We start from the raw sequence: 15,163 nt of genomic DNA, 5'->3' as shown, positions 1-15,163 counted from the left end.
TTTTTTTCTTTACATTGGTTATGTTATTTGATTCAGTCAAATATTCAAAAGAATTAATAGTATTTGGTCTTGTTGGTTTGCTAAATACCTTTGGTTATTTTGTTTTATTTATAATATTAACTCTGTTGATTGAAGTTCCTCCAATTTATAGTGGTGTGATTTCATATTTAATTGCGGTGCTTATCTCTTATAAACTTCATGCAAGCTTGACTTTTAAGGGGAAAAGAAGTGAACGTACACCAGCTAGATTTGTTGTTACCAATATCATTATGTTAGTTCTTATATCACTGGTTAATCAGTCTGCAGGGCTTGAAGAACATCCTGTTATGGCAGCTTTGATTGTTTGTATTTTAATACCATTGGTTAGTTATATTTTGTTAAAGTTCTGGGCTTTTTCCTAAAATATAATGGGTATTTTACCAAAAGTGACAGGTATATTTCGATAATTGATTATTTAAAGGAGTAGCAAGGTGTTTTTTCGAAGTGCAGATAAAAATGATTTTTGCGTATTAGTTTTCTTCTTGGCTTTTTCTTCCAGCATTATATATTTATCACTTCAGGTTAGAAATACGTATGAAATGCGGGAGCTGGAGTGGTTTTACATTGTTAATTTTCTTTACCTGTCATTTGTTTTGGGTCAGCTCTCGTTACATATCTTTTCAAATAGTGTTTTATCTTTTATTGAAAAAAAAGTTTTTCCTTTACTTTTACTATTTTTACTATTACTGCCTGCCAGAGTATTTGACATATTGGGAGGGTGGTTCTTATGGGTTGATGATATATTGCTTTTAGGGTATTTTATTACGGTCGTTGCTTTTTTTATTAGTAATTTATTAAAAAATAGAGAGTTGATTTTTATTGCCCCTCTTCACTGTATATTTTCCTATTTATTAGCAATGGTATTCTTTGTTCTATTTAATAGGTATATGAGTGCTAATCTATTTGGGGCTGAGTATCTTGATCTTGGCTATTTACAGCATGATCCTTTAATGTTTTCTGCTTTATCAACGATGGTAGCAAAGTTCAATGTATCTTCATTAGGAATTGATGCTTTTGCGCCAATTAGTTATCATTTTTTTGCTTTAGCACTTATAGGAAAAATCTCACATTTATCTGAAGTTAGGTCTATATATGGTCTTTTTGTCACAACACAGGTCTTTTTCTTCCCTGTTTTCTTATTTGCACTAGTTGCTGTTTCAAGATACGTTTGTAAATACCTTTCTGCGGATATTTTTTGGTTGAAAAAAGGAGGAGCTGGATTATCATTACTATGGATTGCGGTTGCTTTTATTATTTTATCTTTAGTGGATTATATGGATCCATGGAAATCTTATATATCATCTGAAACAGCATATGTTGGTATTAGCCTTGCTTTTTTTTCTGTATTTGTAATGATTCACAATATAAAGAAACTTGCTGAAGATAAAATAATTCTATTATTTCTATTTATATCTGTTTTTATGGTGGTATTGACTAAACCACCCGTAGGTGTTTTTTTATTATTTTTTATTTCTTATCTGTATGCAAGATTATCTTATGGGCAAGCAAGATGGTTGGTAGCTAATGTTAAGGTTTTTGGAATTGGTTTTCTTGCTATTATTCTTGCATATCCTTTAGTAAATAACCCTTTTCAGTCACTGCAAGTGAGTCTGTTGAAGATGTTTAATTCTACAGCAACATATCCTGCAGTTGCCTTTGCTTTAAAAATGCTTCTTGGGCTATCACTTATATTTTTGGTTGTTTTTCTAAATCGTAATAGACTTGGCAAGTTGTTTATCGTTTGTGAATGTTTGATGCTTTTATCTATTTTATCCATTGCGATACCTTTAGTTGTAGATGTTGCTGGTGGTAGTGGGTATTATATTTTTCAACCTATATTGATGACTTCCGCGTTAGTGATGCTTTCTTCGTTGACTTTTTTGATGTTAAAACATTTTTCAGCTTCTTTGAATGGAATTAAATTGAACTTTGTTTTGCATACTACAGCATCTGTAATGCTTCTTATGACATTTTGGCTATTTTCATATCAGGTAGGCTATCAATATGACTTATTAAATCGCTATGCCAGTGGGCTTATTAATTCCATTGGAAATAGTGGAACAGATGGTTACACTGGTAATAATATAAATGTATACGTAGAAAGTACTAACCAGGGACGTTGGATAAAAAGTCTCCGAGAATTTTTACAGGATAATAATGTTGGATTGTCTAACACTATAACAGGGGTTTTTGTCGAGAAAGATTCCAATATCTTTTGGAAGTACGCTCCCAGCTGTAAGCTCGCACCTCTTTTTTTACCTGGGCTAGTTGGGCTTCCATTAGTTGGTGCTAGAGAGGATGCTGATCGTTGTTGGTATTGGCCAGAATATTATACAAAGTCCTTTGATGGGGATGATGTGTGTCAATTAATAGAAGGAGGGCCCCTTAAGCAGATAATCAGTGTTAGTGATAATTCTTTTTCAATTAAGGATTGTACCTAACTTAAAGGTGGTAAAGTTTACTGTGGTAATATCTACTGTTTTTATAATTTAAAAAGGAACTTGCTTGGCTTATATCCTTTGCATTGGGGGTTACTATAATTATGTTCAGGAATAATAGAATAAAATGATTGACCGCAATCAAATGGTTGTATCCGGTTCATTCTTTCAAATTACTACTTCTATGATTATATGTTTGTTAGTAATCTTTATGATTGCTATTTTTTTGAATGTATTTCAAAATCATATTTTTGATGAAATTGAAATACGTCAATTAAGAAAAAGCCTTCTACCAATGTATAGGATGCCCCTCAAACCCGAGCCTCAAGAGCGATTAGCATTTTTAATAGGTGTTTTTTTAGCTATTCCCTTAGGAATTGCAGCTGTTTTTTATACGAAAAAGCAAATTTTAAATAGAAGGCTAGAAAATTTATATTCTGTGTTAATTGGAGTTTTTTCTCTTTTTACTTTCACTGTTATTATATCTAATCATGTTATTCAAATACCACTCGATGAAAAACACTACTTTGGTTTATATGATGTTAAACAGATTCCTTTGATAATTGCTGTTTTTATTGTTTTGCTGATAGCAGTAAAATTAAATATGAGGTATTTTGATAGCGATATAAAAAATAGCTTAACAAAAAAAATTATAAATATCGTAGCATTTACTCTAGTGTCTGTATTCATTATTATTAATAATATTGCTTTGAATGTGAGACAAGCATATATGCTTGAAGCTGACATTCACTTTGAAGCTATTTTTTACTCAGTTTCTCAAGTGATGAACGGTAAGAACGTATTAGTCCACTTTGCATCTCAATATGGACTGTTTGCTGAGCTATTAAAGCCCCTTTTTTCTATATTTAATAATCCGATAGTCTCATTTAGTGTTGTAATGTGTATTATGCAGTTGATTGCTTCATTTTTATTATTTAGTATTGTTAATTCATCACTTAAGTCTACTTCCATAAAATGTTTTGCATTTATAGCGTTAGCTTGGTTTATGGGCTCTAATTTTTACTTTGAGGAGTACTATCAAATTTTTCCAATTCGATTTTTCTTTCCTGTATTAGGGCTGTTTTTGTTTTATACATTATGGAAGTATGAGCAAGACTTGTTTAGAACTATAGTAATCGGGTTAGTAGTCGCTACAGGATTAATTTGGAATCTTGAATCTGGTATTGCACTTTTTGGTGCTTATATGGTCACTATTTCAATGCGATTTTTTTTCCCACTTCTAATACTAAAAACGTTCAACAAACGAGAACTTAATAAAATTTGTATCTCGTTGTTATCTATCATTTTATATGTTCTTTTAATTGTATTTATTATATACAGAGATTCAATAGTTAATGTAAACTTTTTAGATCTTATTAAGTATCACAAGATTTTTTACATGATGGGGTTTGGTATGTTGCAAATGCCAACTTATCCCCATTTATGGATGGTTGTAATATGCATTTACTTTACTTCTATCATTGTAGGAATGAGAGGACATATAGTTGGAAAAGTAACTCGTTATACAGAGTTACAGTTATTTCTGGGAATTTTAGGAATTGGTCTTTTTGCTTATTATCAGGGTCGCTCACATGATGTGGTGCTTTCTTTTGTTATTTGGCCAGCGATTGTTGCTGGTTTTATATTAACTGATAAAATTTTCAGGGCCGTTAGATCAAACACAATAAATAAAGTTTACTTGTGGTTACCTGTTTCTGCTATTGGATTTTCCTTATTAGTTTCAATATCACTAATTGCCTCTATTCCTCAAACATGGAAAATAGCGCAGGAGCGTATTGCAGGTGCTTTAAGCCCAGTTATTTCTTCAAGAATTCAGCAAAATATAGATTTTATTAAAAAAGCAACTGGTGAAAAAACATCAGCGGTTATTCTCACTAAAGGACAATCAATCTATTACGCGATGGCAAATTTATCATCTAGTATTTCTGGTCAAGGCTTAGCTGAAACTATATTATTAGCTGACTTTGAAAAAATAATGTCAGAAATATATAACAAGGATGTTGGTGATTTATTTATTGCCAAACAAGAATTGACGTATCTTCCTATTGATTATGATCGCATTAAAGAAAAATATGATTTAGTAAACACAAATAAAAATGGTTTGAGTCATTTTGTGTGGAAAGTAGACCGAAATCTAATTAAAACTGACATGACTTATTCAAAGAAAAGCGATTAGTTAATTAAATTTTAATATTTATATTTTCATTAATAAGGCTAATTAAAAAATGGCTTTTAATTATAATACAGCGAAAGTTGCTAATTGTACTCACTTATCTATACTTCAAAGCATTACCCAAAATCGACTGACTCTGGCAGATGTATTGGCCTTAATTGTTGGCTCAGTCTATATTCTGTATATAAATCATCCATTTTATTTGTTCGCTGATGCATCTGTGATTGGGTGGTACGACGAGTTTGACCTAGGTATTGTTCATGAAATGCTCTATTTAAAATCTGGAGCACTTGATTTTAATCATCAAATGGCAGGAGGTGCTTCTTTAGCATCTTCTAACTTCCATGCAAATGGTCTCAATATTTATCACTATCTATGTCAGGCTATTGGTTTGAAGTGGGGAACGATTACGTTTCGGTTAGCTGGGCAGTGGCTGTTTTTTATTACTTTATATTTTTGGATTCGCTCTCTTTGTCAGACTCAACAACTGAAGTTTCAGCAGTCATCAACAATATTTTTGATTCCTGCACTGAGTTGTATTGGTAGTCTACTAGCTGCGTACAGCCAACCCTATGTTTATGGATGGGCTTTAGCTGGATATGGTTACACTTTTATTTCTCTGTCGCTATTTGCATTGATTGTATTGTCAGGCAATCTAACATTTTATTCAAAGTTAACCGTACTGTTATTCTTGGCGCTGCTTCAATCTTCATTATTTAGTATGGTAGTTGTATTTGCCTTTCAACTACCATCTTTTTTATTATTGGCAGCATTATTAATGAAAGATAATAGGAAGTTGAATTATCGCCAAATAATTTTCTTCTGCATTATTGCTGAAGCTGCTGTCATGTTATTTTCTATCTCAGAGGTATCAAGTATTCTCGCTATAGCTGATGAGTCTGCTCGTCTCAACAGATTTGATAATTTTAACGCACTATTTAATCGAAATGGTTTATCGATTTCAGAGGCTTTCATGAAAGGTGTAGAAAATTTCACGAATGCCTATTACTCTGGATTATTTAGCCTTGGGAAAATTGAACAGCCAGGTTTGTTTCCCAACCCTACCGGGCTTCTACTTATTTTAGGTTGTATTATTGTAATTCACGTAGCTATTTTTAAAAAATTAACAGCTATTTTTCTTTTTGTTCTCTTCTTTATAGTTAGCTATGGTCATTCACTGCTCTCTGTTTTTCCCTTCTTCTCTACCTATCGCTGGGATCAGATAGCTATATTTAATCATCAGTTTTTTGTGCTTTTAGCCATTCCATTGTTAGTAAATATTTATCAATGGCCTGCCAGCGGTGAAAAAAATATTATATTATTGAATTATTTTGGTAAAATTATTCCTGTGATATGTTGTATGCTATTTTCATATCACCTTTATGTTTCATCATATAATATGCTGTTTAGAACCTATGCTGAGTTAAAATCAGGGAATACCTGGGCGACATCAAAAGCAATTACCCTATCTGCCGAGCAATACACAAATCATCGCTCTTTCTCTTATTCAACCTATAACCCGAAACCAGAATTTGGTATTTTTTGGGGATTGAATATGCTAGATGGTGTACGCCCGTCATTTAGCTGGAGGAGGACTGCTTTTTGGTTTCACACATTAAGTAAAACGGAGAAATCAAACTGGCATACACATAGGCAAACAAATTTTTCTCTTAATGGTACCCATTTTCCAGCGTTGTCAATGGGAAGTGTGCGATATGTTATTAGTTCTGTAAAATTACCCCAGTTTAGCAATGAGAAACAATTGATTAAGAGTAAGTCTGTTTGTGAGTATACTGTACTTTGCTCAGTATTCGATTATGTTAATTCAAAACTCAAACCTATTTCTGCAGTTAAGGACGTTTACATGTATGAATTAGAGCATCCTTGGGAAATGGCTTTCTATCCTTCAAATATAATAATATCAGACTTTTCAGATACTACACCTGAATATTTTAATCAGCTTAAACACTTAGAAAAACATAATGTATTGTTTCCTACAGAACTTTCTCAATGGATTAATAAGAAAGTTCATAATAAAAGAAGTTCAAAGCCCGATATTACTTTTTCGTCAAATGGTTATATCCTGTCAAATATTCTAGATTCGTCGTTGGTCATTCTAAATCAGGAGTATTCTCAAAATTGGACAGCATACTGTGATACTGGTAAGGCACAGGATGTTGTTAGGGCGGAGATAGTACCAGTTAATGGTATAATGATGGCAATCAAAATTCCAAATAAATGTAAAAGCCTACGTGTAACCTATAATAACAAAAGCTTATTATATGGTATATTGGGCTTAATTAAGCCTGATTTGTTAGTTGCAGAATCAGATAATTATATATCAACGGTTGCTTCTATGTAAGCAAGGGTTGATGTAACTAAAAAATTATTTAACCATATTATTTCTTTATAAAAATATACAATAATATCTGTATTATGAGAATTTTATATTTTCATCAACACTTTTCAACACCCAAAGGATCAACTGGTATTCGATCATATGAAATGGCACGTCGTTTAATATACCACGGTCATGAGGTTACTATGGTCTGTGGCAGTTATGGTGGTGCAGAAACAGGACTAAAAGCTTCCTTTAAAAATGGTTGTCGAAAGGGAGTAGTGGATGATATTCATATAATTGAGTTTGATCTTGCTTATTCCAATAGTGATGGGTTTTTAAAGCGAACAGCTTCTTTTATTAAGTTTGCTCTACGAAGTATTAGCCTTGTATTTAGCGAAAAATATGATGTGGTTTTTGCTACATCGACTCCATTGACTGCAGGGATACCCGGAATATTCGCTCGTTGGATACGAGGCAAAACGTTTATTTTTGAAGTACGTGACCTTTGGCCAGAATTACCAAAAGAAATGGGCGTTATTAAAAACCCTTTAGTCTTGGGGTTAATGTCTATATTAGAGTGGATTTCATATCGATCGGCGCATCGATGTATTGGACTGTCTCCTGGAATTATGGATGGGATTGTGAAATGTGGTGTAGCTAAGTCAAGAATTGCACTTGTTCCAAATGGTTGCGATTTGGAAATATTTGGTAAAGTAGTTGAAAGTTGGCGTCCTGAGGGTGTTAATGAAAATGACTTCATAGCTATCTTTACTGGCACACATGGTATTGCTAATGGTCTTGATGCTGCTTTGCATGCAGCAAAAGAGTTAAAGAAACGGGGGCGTGATGATATTAAATTAGTTCTGGTTGGTCAGGGTAAACTAAAGCATCAGTTACAGCAGTTTGTTAATCAAGAAAAATTAGATAATGTTATATTTCATCCTCCTGTTGATAAGGAAGCGCTTTCAGGATTAATGGCAAGTGCTGATATAGGAATGCAATTGTTAGCTAATGTGCCTGCATTTTATTATGGTACTTCTCCAAATAAGTTTTTTGATTATATATCAGCAGGATTACCTGTATTGAATAATTATCCTGGTTGGTTAGCAGGCATGATTAAAAAACAACAATGTGGGTTTGCTATTCCTCCTGATGACCCATCAGCTTTTGCTGATGCGTTAGAGAAAGCTTCAGCAAATAAAGATCAGCTAATGACAATGGGGCATAATGCTAGAATCCTTGCGGAAAAATCGTTTAATCGTCAAAAACTTGCAGATCAATGGGTAGATTGGGTAACTAAAGAGGTATTCCATGAAGCGACTATTTGACGTTGTTATGGCTTTTATTGCTATTATTTTTTTATTTCCTATTCTGTTGTTTATCATGTTAGTCGTTCGTATTAAATTAGGTTCCCCTATTTTTTTTCAACAAGTTAGGCCTGGATTAAATAAAGCCTCTTTTAAATTAATTAAGTTTCGATCAATGTTAAATAAAGTTGATGATGAAGGGTATCTTTTACCAGATGAAAAACGACTCACCGACTTTGGTAAATGGCTTCGTGCTACAAGCCTTGATGAATTACCAGAATTGTGGAACGTACTAAAAGGAGATATGAGTATAGTGGGGCCGAGACCTCTTTTGATGGAATATTTACCTTTATATTCAAAAGAACAAGCTCGTCGTCACTCCGTCAAGCCAGGTATAACTGGTTGGGCTCAAGTGAATGGTAGGAATGCGATTAGCTGGGATGATAAGTTCAAATTAGATGTTTGGTATGTTGATAATAACAGCTTATGGTTAGATATAAAAATTATTTTTTTAACTATTAAAAAGGTTTTTAGTAGAGCAGATATCAATCAGGATGGAGAAGCTACAATGTCAAAATTTACTAATAATAATTAAATGAAGAAACTTGCTATTATAGGAGCAAGTGGCCACGGTAAAGTAATTGCTGATGCTGCCCAATTATCAGGCCAATGGTCAGACATTGATTTTTTCGATGATAATTTTCCTGGGATTAAATCAATTGAACCTTGGCGAGTTGTAGGGAGTACATTTGATTTTCTTGAAAAAAGTAAATTGTATGAGGGTGTTATCGTTGGTATAGGTGATAACCATAGTCGCTTAAATAAACAAAACTCCCTTAAAGAAGTTGGGGTAATTTTAACAACAATAATACACCCTAAAGCAGTAGTAAGTCCTTTAGCTACTTTAGGGGAGGGAGTCGTGGTCATGGCTGGGGCTGTTGTTAATGCTGGTGCAATAACTGGGGATGCATGTATTATTAACTCAAATGCAGTTGTTGAACATGACTGTATATTAGATGTTGGTGTACATTTAAGTCCTGGTGCCTGCTTGGCAGGTGGTTGCCAAATTGGACGATGTTCTTGGTTAGGTATTGGCTGTTCAGTTAGGCAACTTACTACTATTACGGATGATGTGGTAGTTGGTGCTGGGACAGTTGTAGTTAAAAATATTGTTAAAGCTGGAGTATACGTAGGTAACCCTGCATATAGATTAAATTAGCATCTTTCATGGAAGAAAGTTTATGTTGAATACGCAGTTTTCCCCGTGGCCAGCCTACAGTCAGGAAGAGGCAGAAGCGGTTAAGAATATTTTATTATCAAATAAAGTGAACTATTGGACTGGCAATGAAGGGAAAGCATTTGAAAAGGAGTTTGCTGCTTGGGTAGGCAGTGAATATGCAATTGCCGTGAGTAATGGTACGGTTGCATTAGAGCTCTCATTGGCTGCCTTAGCTATAGTGCCAGGTGATGAAGTAATTGTTACTCCTCGTACTTTCTTTGCTACTGTAAGTAGTATTGTTAATATTGGTGCAAGGCCTGTGTTTGCTGATGTAGATATAAACTCGCAGAATATTACCGTTGACTCAATTAAACAAGTACTTTCATCTAAGACAAAAGCCATAATTTGCGTTCATCTGGCAGGTTGGCCTTGTGATATGGACCCTATAATGGAGTTAGCAGAGCAACACCACTTATATGTTATTGAAGACTGTGCTCAAGCCCATGGAGCAAAATACAAAGGCAGGTCCGTTGGGAGTATTGGGCATATTGGAGCATGGTCATTCTGTCAAGATAAAATTATTACGACAGGTGGAGAAGGAGGGATGGTAACCACCAGCGACCAAGCACTGTGGCTGAAAATGTGGAGTTTAAAGGATCATGGTAAAAGCTGGAAAGCTGTTTATGAACAACAACATCCTCCCGGATTCAGATGGCTACACGAAGGTTTTGGCACAAACTGGCGTATGACAGAAATGCAAGCGGCAGTTGGACGAATCCAGTTAAAACAGATGAGTGAGTGGGTGAAAAAGCGTCAATTGTTTGCTGAGAGAATTAATAACGCCTGCGAAAAATACGACTGTATAAGAGTTACCAGGCCCCCTAGCAGTATCCAGCATGTATATTATAAATGTTATGTTTTTGTCAAACCTGAAAAACTGCCTAACAACTGGTCAAGAAACAGGATTATTGAAGAAATAACAAAAAGGGGAGTCCCTTGTTACCAGGGAACATGTTCTGAAGTCTATTTAGAAAAAGCATTTGATAAAACTCAATTTCGCCCAACCAAGCGCTTACCTATTGCTAAGCAGTTGGGTGAAACTAGTTTAATGTTTTTAGTACACCCTAGCTTGACAGAAGGGGAGCTAGAAAAAATGTGCTTTACAATTAATGAAGTGTTGTCTCTTGTAGAATCGTAGGATCAAACTGTAGTTTCAAGTTGCTCTGAGTTTGAGTCATGTTGACTACATGCCGTTGAGCTATGTATCTTATCCCCTTGGCCACTACCTGTAATGGTCTTAAATATCAGGTGAAAATATAAGCTGAGGTTAAGCTGTTTGACCATTAATGTATCAACTTTGGCAAGTTTCTTGGGGGTTGACATGTCGATATTATTGACTTGTGCAAGGCCTGTAATACCAGGTCTGCAATTGTATACTCCCCTTCTGGTTCTCTCTTGAATAAGCTCAGTTTGGTTTAATAAACAAGGTCTTGGTCCAACAAGACTCATTTGACCAAGCAAGACATTGATGAGTTGAGGTAATTCATCCAGTTTAGTTTTTCGTAAAAAATTACCTAGAGGCGTAACAGCCTTTGCATCTACTAGATGTGTTCCCAGTGATGCGGTTTCAGGATGCATTGTTCGAAATTTAACTAGTTTGAACGGCTGGTTATTTTTACCTATACGCTGTTGTATAAATAGTGGTTTACCCGTATCAAAATAACCTACCAGCGTTAAAATAAGCAGTACCGGCCAAAATATTAACAAACCAACTAACGCTGCAACAAAATCAATTACTCTAAGCATACCGCCCAGCTTACTTACCAATCACAAACAAAAATCGTATGGAGCGAGTCAATAAGCTGCAATTATACTTCATTGGCTGAGATAAAACGAGCCCTAAAAACAAGTGTTTTTCAGTAAGCTTGTTAAGCTTTAATTAATCCTATCCTACCTCTCTTCAATATCTTGTCCCCCCCTTAATCATCCCTTACTTCTCTTTGTTTTCACTCATCAAACAAATCAAAACTTGTGGTGTACAAAAAAACACTCACTCTCTAAAAGTAAGGGTTAGTGTTAAACAATAAGAAAGTTAAGGGTTAGTGTTAAACAATAAGGTGGTGTTAATCAGAGTGAACTCTCTAGACTATTACCAACCGGCTCTTAATTGGCAGAATCTATTAATAATAAGCACTTTTATTATATAATTGTGCTTTTGTAACTCTTGGTCAGAGTTGTAGCCTGATAAGCAATTGGAGTAGAAGTATGCAATGCCATTCACAGCTTTCTATCTATAGCTCATATATTGATGCTATCTATAGCTCCGATCCCCTTACCCTACATACTTTTTCTGCTCAGTTAAATTTATCTGTTCAAAAAATGACCTTCAAGATGTTGGTGTAAGCACTTAGATGAGAATGCTTATCAAAAAACCTCTATAACAAAGTTTCTAGAGGTTGTCATTACGTTTATGGCTAGCGCCGTAATGAAGAGAAAGAAATAACTGAATATCGCAAGGCCATACAAAAAACAAATGGGCCTTTTTATAAAGTTCTCAGGAAAATAACTGTAAATCCTGGGGCGGTAGCGTGCTTAAAAATTATCGTTTATTAAAATGGCTAGGTTAGGTTACATACATTAAAGAGCGTAGGCACAAGTTTTTATATATTGATATTAAATCTAATTGTATGCTAGGTGGTTAATTTATAATGAAAATTTTAGTAACAGGAGGAGCTGGATTTATAGGCTCGGCTGTTGTTCGGCATATCATAAATAAAACAAATGATAGAGTTATTAATGTAGATAAGCTGACTTATGCAGGAAATCTTGAGTCGCTGAAAAGCGTAACTAATAACGATAAATATGTATTTGAACAAATTGATATTTGTGATCATTTCTTATTGAAGAAAGCTTTTACTACACACAAGCCTGATGTAGTAATGCATTTAGCAGCAGAGAGTCATGTAGACCGTTCCATTGATGGCCCAGCAGCGTTTATTGAAACCAATATTGTAGGTACCTATACATTACTTGAGGTAGCTAGGGAATATTGGAATAATCTAAGTGATGAGAAAAAAACAATATTTCGTTTTCACCATATTTCTACTGATGAAGTATATGGCGACCTGGGAGATAGCAAAGCGCTATTTTTAGAAACGACATCATACTCGCCTAGCAGCCCATACTCTGCTTCTAAAGCTTCAAGCGACCATCTTGTGCGTGCATGGCATCGTACTTATGACATGCCAGTTTTAATCACCAACTGCTCGAATAATTATGGTCCTTACCATTTCCCTGAGAAATTAATTCCATTAATAATTTTAAATGCATTAGAAGGTAAAGCTTTACCTGTTTATGGTGATGGTAAACAAGTACGTGATTGGCTGTATGTAGAAGATCATGCAGCTGCACTTTATAAGGTTGCCACTGCTGGAAAAGTGGGAGAAACCTATAATATAGGTGGTCATAATGAAAAGACAAATATAGAAGTAGTCAAAACAATTTGTGCTTTATTAGAAGAGTTAGTCCCCAATAAACCTAACGATATTAGCCAATATCAAGACTTAATTACTTATGTTCAAGACCGTCCAGGTCATGATTTACGGTATGCAATTGATGCCACGAAAATTGAACTGGAATTAGGCTGGAAACCAATAGAAACATTTGAATCAGGGATTCGCAAAACAGTTCAATGGTATTTAAATAATCAAGAGTGGTGGAGCCGAGTACTCGACGGATCTTATAGTCGAGAGCGTTTAGGAGTGGAGGCAAATTAGAATATGAAAGGTATTATATTAGCAGGAGGCTCGGGTACACGATTGTACCCAATTACTCGAGGCGTATCTAAGCAGTTATTGCCTGTTTATGATAAACCAATGATTTACTATCCCCTTTCAACCCTCATGTTAGCAGGTATTCGGGACATCTTAATTATTACAACACCTGAAGATAATGAAAGTTTTAAACGTCTTCTTGGGGATGGTTCTGACTTTGGGATTAACCTTGAATATGCTATTCAGGAAAGCCCTGATGGTTTGGCACAGGCATTTATTATTGCTGAAGAGTTTATTGGAAAGAATACCTGCTGTCTTGTATTAGGTGATAATATCTTCTACGGTCAATCTTTTAGTAGTATGCTGAAAAAAGCAGCTACCCGAGAGTTCGGTGCAACTGTGTTTGGTTATCAGGTGAAAGATCCAGAGCGTTTTGGTGTCGTTGAATTTAACAGTGACATGAAGGCTATTTCCATTGAAGAGAAGCCAACAGCACCAAAGTCTAACTATGCTGTAACGGGCTTATACTTCTACGATAATCGAGTTGTTGAATTTGCAAGGTCTGTGAAACCTTCTGCTCGTGGTGAATTGGAAATTACCAGCATTAACCAAATGTATCTCGAAGATGGATCTTTGCATGTAGAGCAATTGGGGCGTGGATTTGCTTGGTTAGATACAGGTACTCATGAAAGCTTACACGAAGCATCGTCATTTGTTCAGACCATAGAGCATCGACAAGGTTTAAAAATAGCTTGTCTTGAAGAAATTGCGTGGCGTAATGGCTGGCTCACAGATATAGAATTGCTACACATAGCCAGCTCTATGATGAAAAATGAATATGGTGTTTATTTAAAATCTTTACTCTATTAACCAAGGCTATTTAAGTAAAGTAATGAAAGTATTAGTTACGGGTTGTAGAGGTCAAGTAGGTACTTACCTTAAGAAGCAACTAAAATATAAGGATGAAGTTGAGGTTATAGCTGTAGGTCATGAAGAATTGGACATCACAAATGGATCAGCAGTTATTAACCTTGTAACAAACTTTCAACCAGATTTTATAATTAATGCGGCGGCTTTTACTGCTGTAGATAAAGCTGAGGTTGATAGAGAACTTGCATATAAAGTTAATAGAGATGGAGCTCTCTTTTTGGCCAAAGCAGCTGAGTTAGTCAATGCAGTTGTATTACATATATCTACAGATTATGTATTTGATGGTGCGCTCAATAGAAGTTATATAGAAACAGATGAGCCATCGCCAAACAATGTTTATGGAGCAAGTAAACTTGCTGGTGAAAAAGCAGTTATTAAATATTGCTCAAAGTATATAATTCTCCGTACAGCTTGGGTATTTGGTGAATATGGTAATAACTTTGTAAAAACAATGCTTAAACTGGGGCAGGAAAAAAAGGAGCTTTCTATTGTTGGTGACCAGTATGGAGGTCCTACATATGCTGGTGATATTGCTTCAACTTTAATAAGCATTGCAGAAAAAATAAATAATAGTAATGACGTTCAGTATGGTGTTTACCATTATTCTGGGGGGGCATATGTAAGTTGGTATGACTTTTCAGTTGAAATTTTTAAGTCGGCTACTGAAAGACTAGTTCTTGACAGAGCACCTATATTGAATTCAATACCTACCGCAGATTATCTCACTCCGGCTGAGCGTCCCGCGAACTCATGCCTAAACTGCCAAAAAATAGAAACACAATTTGGTATTAAACCAAGTAATTGGCAGCAAGCATTAAATAACATTCAAGCTTACATATAATTTTACCTAATTATCACTATACCTAAGCCATTAGCTGCTGTATATTTGAACAGTATGGCAATTTGATTGAGAAGGTATAAA

The 15,163-nt window shown here is 34.9% G+C and carries 12 protein-coding genes; 11 read left to right on the top strand and 1 reads right to left on the bottom strand.

Annotated features, from left to right (window positions below):
• Positions 1 to 20 precede the first annotated feature (20 nt).
• The 8 genes from ORQ98_RS09795 to ORQ98_RS09760 all read left to right on the top strand — a co-directional run bounded on the left by ORQ98_RS09795 (position 21) and on the right by ORQ98_RS09760 (position 10,736).
• Positions 21 to 401: a GtrA family protein gene (locus ORQ98_RS09795; RefSeq protein WP_274688625.1), complete on the top strand. Its 381-nt coding sequence runs from the start codon at positions 21 to 23 to the stop codon at positions 399 to 401.
• A gap of 69 nt (positions 402 to 470) precedes the next feature.
• Positions 471 to 2,480: a hypothetical protein gene (locus ORQ98_RS09790; protein ID WP_274688624.1), complete on the top strand. Its 2,010-nt coding sequence runs from the start codon at positions 471 to 473 to the stop codon at positions 2,478 to 2,480.
• 124 nt (positions 2,481 to 2,604) lie between these two features.
• The gene (locus ORQ98_RS09785) at positions 2,605 to 4,674 is read left to right on the top strand and encodes a hypothetical protein (RefSeq protein ID WP_274688623.1); all 2,070 of its coding nucleotides are present in this window, start codon (positions 2,605 to 2,607) and stop codon (positions 4,672 to 4,674) included.
• 49 nt (positions 4,675 to 4,723) lie between these two features.
• The gene (locus ORQ98_RS09780; RefSeq protein WP_274688622.1) at positions 4,724 to 7,033 is read left to right on the top strand and encodes a hypothetical protein; all 2,310 of its coding nucleotides are present in this window, start codon (positions 4,724 to 4,726) and stop codon (positions 7,031 to 7,033) included.
• A gap of 74 nt (positions 7,034 to 7,107) precedes the next feature.
• A complete protein-coding gene (locus ORQ98_RS09775; RefSeq protein WP_274688621.1) occupies positions 7,108 to 8,340 on the top strand; it encodes a glycosyltransferase family 4 protein in 1,233 nt (410 codons plus the stop codon).
• Entirely contained in the window at positions 8,324 to 8,914 is a 591-nt protein-coding gene (locus ORQ98_RS09770) for a sugar transferase (RefSeq protein WP_274688620.1), read from the top strand. Before ORQ98_RS09775 ends, ORQ98_RS09770 begins: the two co-directional genes overlap by 17 nt.
• The gene (locus tag ORQ98_RS09765; protein WP_274688619.1) at positions 8,915 to 9,538 is read left to right on the top strand and encodes a NeuD/PglB/VioB family sugar acetyltransferase; all 624 of its coding nucleotides are present in this window, start codon (positions 8,915 to 8,917) and stop codon (positions 9,536 to 9,538) included.
• A 22-nt stretch (positions 9,539 to 9,560) separates the two neighbouring features.
• Positions 9,561 to 10,736 (top strand): DegT/DnrJ/EryC1/StrS family aminotransferase, encoded by a 1,176-nt coding sequence (locus ORQ98_RS09760; protein WP_274688618.1) that lies wholly within the window; start codon positions 9,561 to 9,563, stop codon positions 10,734 to 10,736.
• 2 nt (positions 10,737 to 10,738) lie between these two features.
• Here ORQ98_RS09760 and ORQ98_RS09755 read toward each other — a convergent pair whose 3' ends face one another.
• Positions 10,739 to 11,344, bottom strand: a complete 606-nt coding sequence (locus ORQ98_RS09755) for a sugar transferase (protein WP_274688617.1) — start codon at positions 11,342 to 11,344, stop codon at positions 10,739 to 10,741.
• Between the two features lie 902 nt (positions 11,345 to 12,246).
• On the opposite strand from ORQ98_RS09755, the gene rfbB reads away from it, so the two are divergent.
• The 3 genes from rfbB to rfbD are packed head-to-tail and all read left to right on the top strand — an operon-like array spanning position 12,247 to position 15,082.
• Entirely contained in the window at positions 12,247 to 13,314 is a 1,068-nt protein-coding gene (gene rfbB, locus ORQ98_RS09750) for a dTDP-glucose 4,6-dehydratase (protein WP_274688616.1), read from the top strand.
• A gap of 3 nt (positions 13,315 to 13,317) precedes the next feature.
• A complete protein-coding gene (gene rfbA / locus ORQ98_RS09745) occupies positions 13,318 to 14,181 on the top strand; it encodes a glucose-1-phosphate thymidylyltransferase RfbA (protein WP_274688615.1) in 864 nt (287 codons plus the stop codon).
• A 22-nt stretch (positions 14,182 to 14,203) separates the two neighbouring features.
• Positions 14,204 to 15,082 (top strand): dTDP-4-dehydrorhamnose reductase, encoded by an 879-nt coding sequence (gene rfbD / locus ORQ98_RS09740; protein WP_274688614.1) that lies wholly within the window; start codon positions 14,204 to 14,206, stop codon positions 15,080 to 15,082.
• The last annotated feature ends 81 nt before the right edge of the window (positions 15,083 to 15,163 follow it).

Origin of the sequence: Spartinivicinus poritis, from assembly GCF_028858535.1 — a bacterium.
GTDB lineage: Bacteria > Pseudomonadota > Gammaproteobacteria > Pseudomonadales > Zooshikellaceae > Spartinivicinus > Spartinivicinus poritis.
This window is presented reverse-complemented; position numbering and strand designations above follow the sequence as displayed.